This is a genomic window from uncultured Roseibium sp. (assembly GCF_947499295.1).
Taxonomy (GTDB): Bacteria; Pseudomonadota; Alphaproteobacteria; order Rhizobiales; family Stappiaceae; genus Roseibium.
In genome coordinates, this window is record NZ_CANMNP010000001.1 from 851945 (window position 1) to 858187 (window position 6243).

The window sequence follows — 6243 nt, forward strand, 5'->3', positions numbered from 1 at the left end:
CACCTATCCCTGCTTGTTTTTGTTGTAGACATCGAAGATGACGGCAGCGAGCAGTACGAGGCCCTTGATCATCTGCTGATAATCAATCCCGATGCCCATGATCGACATGCCGTTGTTGAGGACACCCATCAGAAACGCGCCGACGACCGCCCCGACGATGGTGCCAACCCCGCCAGACATCGATGCGCCGCCGATAAAGACCGCTGCAATCACATCCAGTTCCAGTGCAAATCCTGCCTTGGGCGTTGCCGTGTTGAGCCGCGCTGCAAACACCAGACCTGCAGCTGCCGCCAGAACGCCCATGTTGGTAAAGGCCAGAAAGGTAAGCCGTTCAGTCTTGATACCGGACAGTTTGGCCGCTTTCTGGTTGCCTCCGAGCGCATAGATACGCCGTCCGACAGTGGTGGTTTCGGTGATGAAGGCGTAGATGATCGTCAGAACGCCCATCGTGATCAAGACGTTTGGCAACCCCCGGAACAGGGAGAGTTTGTACATCACGAAAATGAGTGCCGCGGCGACAATGACATTGCGCGCAATGAAGAAGCTCTTGGGCTCATCTTCAATGCCGTAGACCTTGTTCTGCGCCCTCTGCCGCAGACCAAGCCAAACGACAAGAGCTGCAGCAACAAGCCCGGTTGTGAGTGCCAGCACATTGACTTGCCGGGCTCCGAACAGATCAGCCAGTCCCTGACCAAGGACTGCCGGAAAAACGTCAGGCACAAACCCCGTCGCGATGATCTGGAATTCCTTCGGAAACGGTCCGACCGACTGCCCCTGCAGGAGCCAGAGCGACAGCCCCCGAAACACCAGCATTCCGGCGAGTGTGACGATGAAGGACGGGATCTTCCAATAGGCAACCCAGTAGCCTTGCGCCGCGCCAATAAGACCGCCGGCGGCAAGACACGTCAGAATGGTAAGAAAAATGGGCTGCTCAAAGTTGACGATCATCACGGCTGCAAGAGCACCGATGAACCCCATGACAGACCCCACCGAAAGATCGATATTGCCGGACACGATCACGACCAGCATACCGAGCGCCATGATGATGATGTAGGAATTCTGCAGCAACAGATTGGTGATGTTCACTGCGCGCAATAATGTGCCGTCCGTAACGATCTGGAAGAAAACCATCACGGCGATCAGCGCGAACAGCAAACCATACTGTCTTAAATGAGAAGACAGATATTCGCCGATACCCTTGGTTTCCACCGTCGTTGTCGATTGGCTATCGTTTTTTGCCAAGTCCATGGATAATGCTCGCTATTCGTTGACAATGAGCGACATGATGCGCTCCTGGCTTGCCTGGTCGGCGTCGAGTTCACCCACCAGAGCCCCTTCGTTCATGACGTAAATTCGGTCGCACATGCCGAGCAGTTCAGGCATTTCCGATGAGATCATCAGCACGCCCTTTCCGTCCGCCGCGAGGTCGTTGATGATCGTGTAGATCTCGTATTTCGCGCCGACATCTATGCCTCGGGTCGGTTCATCCAGGATCAGAACCTCAGGCGATGTGAAAAGCCACTTCGCCAGAACCACCTTCTGCTGATTGCCTCCTGACAAATTGACCGTTTTCTGAAACACCGACGGCGTACGGATCGCCAGAACTTCGCGATACCTTTCAGCGATGCTGGTTTCCTCGTTGCGCTTCAAAATGGACCCGGTGGATACGCCTTTCAGATTGGCGAGCGTTGTGTTGAAACGGATCGTTTCATCCAGCACCAGACCCAGCGCCTTTCGGTCTTCTGTGACATAAGAGATGCCCGCTGCGATGGCGCGGTCGACCGAACTGACGTCGATCTCACCGCCATGCAACTCGACAGATCCTGAAATATTCCGTCCATAGGAGCGACCGAATATCGACATAGCGAGCTCTGTACGGCCGGAGCCCATCAGGCCGGCGATCCCGACCACTTCGCCGGCACGAACGTTGAACGAAGCGTTTTTGATGATCTGGCGTTCGGCATGTTCGGGATGCCAGACGTTCCAGTTCTTGACTTCAAAAAGGCGTTTTCCTGGCGTTCGGTCGTGATCCGGAAAGCGATGGGTCATGTCCCGCCCGACCATGTCCCGAACGATCTCGTCCTCGCTAAGACCCGCTGCTGCATCCAGATTTGAAACCGTCTGGCCATCGCGGATGACAGTTACGCTGTCGGCGACATAACGCACTTCATTGAGTTTGTGCGAAATGATGATGCTCGTCACGCCCTGCGCCTTGAGCTCAAGCATCAGATCCAGCAGTTTACGGCTGTCATTTTCCTGAAGCGCTGCAGTCGGCTCGTCCAGAATGAGCAACTTCACATCCTTGGAAAGAGCCTTGGCGATCTCAACCAGCTGCTGCTTGCCAACGCCGATGTTGTCAACCTTGGTGGTGGGCGCTTCGCTCAGTCCTACTTTTTTGAGAAGCTCCTCGGTCCGTCTGTTTGTCCGGCGCCAGTCAATCACTCCCCTGGAAGCACACTCGTTTCCGAGGAAGATGTTTTCCGCGATGGAAAGTTCGGGCACCAGGGCCAGTTCCTGATGGATGATGATGATGCCTTGTTTTTCACTGTCGGAGATCCCCCCGAACCGGGCCGGCTGCCCGCCAAAAACGATCTCACCGTCATATTGGCCATGAGGATAAACACCAGAGAGCACCTTCATCAGGGTCGATTTCCCTGCACCGTTTTCCCCGACGATCGCATGGATCTCACCCGCCTGGACGTCGAGACTGACCTGGTCGAGCGCCTTCACGCCTGGAAAGGTCTTGCTGATGTTTTGCATGGAAAGGAGTGCCATTGCCTCTGGTCTCCAACTTACGTGACAAACCCGCCCGCGAGCACAAGCTCGCGGGCGACCTGGTTGCTGTGTCGTCCGGTGATTATTTGATCTGGTCTTCGGTGTAGTAGCCGCTGCCGATCAGAATATCTTCCCAATTTCCTGCATCGACCGCGACCGGTTCCAGAAGATAAGACGGCACCACCTTGACACCGTTGTCGTAGGTTTTTGTGTCGTTGATTTCAGGCTCTCCGCCATCAAGCAAGGCATCCACCATGCCGACTGTCACGCGGGCAAGTTCTCGGGTGTCTTTGAAGACTGTGGAGTATTGCTCACCTGCCAGAATGGACTTCACCGAAGGCACTTCCGCGTCCTGACCGGTCACGATTGGCATTTGCTGATCGCCGGAACCGTAGCCGACGCCTTTCAGCGACGACAGAATACCGATCGACAAGCCGTCATAAGGGCTCAGCGCGCCGTGCAGGGGCTTGTCCGTGTAGTGGGCGGACAACAAGTTGTCCATGCGGGCCTGCGCGACAGCACCGTCCCAGCGCAGGGTTCCGACCGTGTCCATGCCCATCTGTCCGGACTGGACAACAACCGTGCCGTCGTCGATCAGTGGCTGCAGAACGGACATGGCACCGTCGTAGAAGAAATAGGCATTGTTGTCGTCGGGTGATCCGCCAAAAAGTTCGACATTATAGGGGCCATCGCCAAAACGCTCTTTAAGGCCGCCAACCAGAGACGTCGCTTGCTGAACACCGACCTTGAAGTTGTCGAATGTTGCATAGTAGTCGACATCCCCACTGTCGCGGATCAGCCGGTCATAAGCGATAACTTTAATGCCGGTCGCTGCGGCGTTTTCAAGGGCATTGGACAGTGTCGTCCCGTCGATTGCTGCGATCACCAGCACATCCACACCTTTGGTGATCATGTTTTCGATCTGTGCCAGCTGGTTCGGAATGTCGTCCTCAGCGTATTGCAGATCAGCGGAATAGCCTGCCTCCGTGAACTGTTCGACCATCGAATTTCCGTCGGAAATCCATCGCGCCGAAGACTTGGTCGGCATTGCGATACCTATGGACCCTTTATCCTGCGCCAGAGCAACGCCGGACATCACGGTAGCAGCAGCCGCTGCCGCGACGAGTGCCTTTGAAATGAAATGCATCTTTTTCCTCCCGGGCCGGATCCCAGCCGACCACAATCTGTTTCGGTCCCCAAAAGAACGACCGGCTTTGTAGATGTGAGAAAAATTACATGACCGTCAAATTATTATTCGTTATTCTCTCATACCAGAAAAGATATGTATTGGAGTGAACCTTCAAATGACACTGGATCTGTTACGACGCGGTCTGAAAATGTCTCATTTGCGCCTGTTGTCGGAGCTCTCCAATCAGTCACGCCTAACAGATGCCGCCATCGCGCTCGGCATGACACAACCGGCCGCTTCTCGCCTCATTGCCGAAATCGAACGGATTACAGAGGCTGAGGTCTATGTACGTTCGGGACGTGGGATCGAGCTGACGGATGTTGGCCGCAAACTCGCAGAACGCTGTGTCCGCATCCTTCAGGAATTCGCGGATGCCGGGCGAGATATCGAAGAGCACAAATCGGGTCAGAGCGGCCATGTCACAATTGGTTCGGTGACCGGGCCTGCCATCGAATATGTGCTTCCTGCACTGCGCCACATACGCCTCAGCTACCCGGACATCTCCATCTCTGTCGAAGTCGGGCCCAGCAACACGCTTGCGCCAATGCTTGAAGATGGTCGGCTGGACTTTTCTTTCAGCCGTGTACCTGCAGAGCTGGACCCTTCACTCTTTGAGGAAAAGCCGCTGCTGCGCGAGCCTGCACTTATGGTCGGCCGTATTGGGCATCCCCTCACCCGCAGCCAGTTTCCATTGGAGCTCGAGGCCTTTCTTGGTTTCGACTGGGTACTGCCACCGGTCGGGTCGCCGATCAGGGCGACTGCGGAACAGGCACTGCGCGACAAAGGCTTGGCGTTGCCGTCTCGTGTTCTGACAACTTCCTCATTCCTGTTCACACTCGCGAGCGTGCAACAGACCAACGCAGTGGCACCTGTTGCAAGATCGGTGGCAAACAGCTTTGCGACCCGGCCGGATGGCTCGCCTGGCACGGTAACGATCTTGGAATGCAGCGTATCGCTGTCCGTTCAGACCTATTCATTCCTGATGCGGAAAGGCCAGGTTCTGACACCGGCGGCCCAAATCGTCGCCCGAGAGGTTTTACGAGCTGTAACCGGACAAGAAAGGTATCCCTGAGCACTCCATCGCTGTTTGATCTGAAACGTTGATCCGCAACAGATGCCCGATAAGTCAAATCGGCGACCTACTTCTGGTTCAGGCCCGCCTCGCATATCTCTTAAAACTAGCGCCCAAAAACACCCCGATATCACAACCGAAACACAACCATTTTTGGTTCGCGAAAGTTAAGCTCAAAACAAAATTTCAACGAAAAAGATTTATTCGAAATACTGTTCCGCGTCAGCACCTATGGGTCCAGATTGGCTGATTGCTTAAGGGAGTGATTTTGGCTCATCTTCACAGATCAGGAGTGAAGCATGAGACAGAAGAATGAGCGTCATCGGGATGCAGCCGATCGCACGGTGAAGGACATTCGCCGCAAGACGCGTAAACGGTATTCCTCTGAAGATAAGATACGGATCGTGCTTGCCGGCCTTCGCGGCGAAGACAGCATAGCCGAGCTGTGCCGCCAGGAAGGCATTGCCCAGAGCCAGTATTACAGCTGGTCGAAGGAATTCATGGAAGCTGGCCGCAAGCGTTTGGCTGGCGATACGGCACGGGAAGCCAACACAGGTGAAGTGCAGGATCTGCGGCGTGAAGCGCGTGATTTGAAAGAGGTGGTTGCCGAACAGGCTCTGGAACTCCGTTTGCTCAAAAAAAGCATGATCGGGGATGGGGGCGACGACGAATGAGGTACCCCGCATCGGAGAAGCTTGAGATCATACGGCTGGTGGAGCAGTCTCATCTCCCGGCCAAGCAGACCCTCGATACGCTCGGTATCCCCCGCACCACATTCTACCGCTGGTACGACAAGTATCTGACAGGTGGTCCGGGAGCCTTGGAGGATCGTTCTCCAAAGCCATCAAGGGTTTGGAACCGCATACCGGATGATATTCGAGGGCTTATTGTTGACCTGGCATTAGCAGAACCCGAACTCTCACCTCGAGAGCTGGCTGTTCGGTTCACCGATACGCAGCAGTACTTCGTGTCAGAGGCCTCTGTGTATCGGCTGCTCAAGGCCCATGATCTCATCACCAGCCCGGCGTTCGTGGTCATCAAGGCGGCGGATGAATTCCGGGACAAGACCACAGCCATCAACCAGATGTGGCAAACGGACTTCACCTACAGTGCGCCTCGTCCCGGATGGTCCGGGGTGCATATGACTGGAATGCATTGAGAAAGGAGGAATGGAAGATTGCCTTGTCCCCTGCTGCAAGGGGGCATG

4 protein-coding genes and 1 pseudogene are annotated in these 6243 nt (G+C 55.2%); 2 read left to right on the forward strand and 3 right to left on the reverse strand.

Annotation, left to right across the window (positions count from 1 at the left end; translation table 11 throughout):
• Positions 1-3: 3 nt before the first annotated feature.
• From mmsB to chvE, 3 genes are all read right to left on the reverse strand, one after another.
• On the reverse strand, positions 4-1248 hold the full coding sequence (gene mmsB, locus Q0835_RS04075) for a multiple monosaccharide ABC transporter permease (RefSeq protein WP_298815615.1): 1245 nt from the start codon (positions 1246-1248) through the stop codon (positions 4-6).
• Positions 1249-1260: 12 nt separating this feature from the next.
• Positions 1261-2775, reverse strand: a complete 1515-nt coding sequence (gene mmsA / locus Q0835_RS04080) for a multiple monosaccharide ABC transporter ATP-binding protein (protein ID WP_298958571.1) — start codon at positions 2773-2775, stop codon at positions 1261-1263.
• Between the two features lie 82 nt (positions 2776-2857).
• Positions 2858-3922, reverse strand: coding sequence for a multiple monosaccharide ABC transporter substrate-binding protein (gene chvE / locus Q0835_RS04085; RefSeq protein ID WP_298815611.1), 1065 nt, complete (start codon positions 3920-3922; stop codon positions 2858-2860).
• A 157-nt stretch (positions 3923-4079) separates the two neighbouring features.
• Between chvE and Q0835_RS04090 the strand changes: the two genes are divergently transcribed.
• On the forward strand, positions 4080-5036 hold the full coding sequence (locus tag Q0835_RS04090) for a LysR substrate-binding domain-containing protein (RefSeq protein ID WP_298958573.1): 957 nt from the start codon (positions 4080-4082) through the stop codon (positions 5034-5036).
• Positions 5037-5335: 299 nt separating this feature from the next.
• Positions 5336-6144 (forward strand): annotated as a pseudogene (locus Q0835_RS04095) (transposase); the annotation flags it as partial.
• Between the last annotated feature and the right edge of the window lie 99 nt (positions 6145-6243).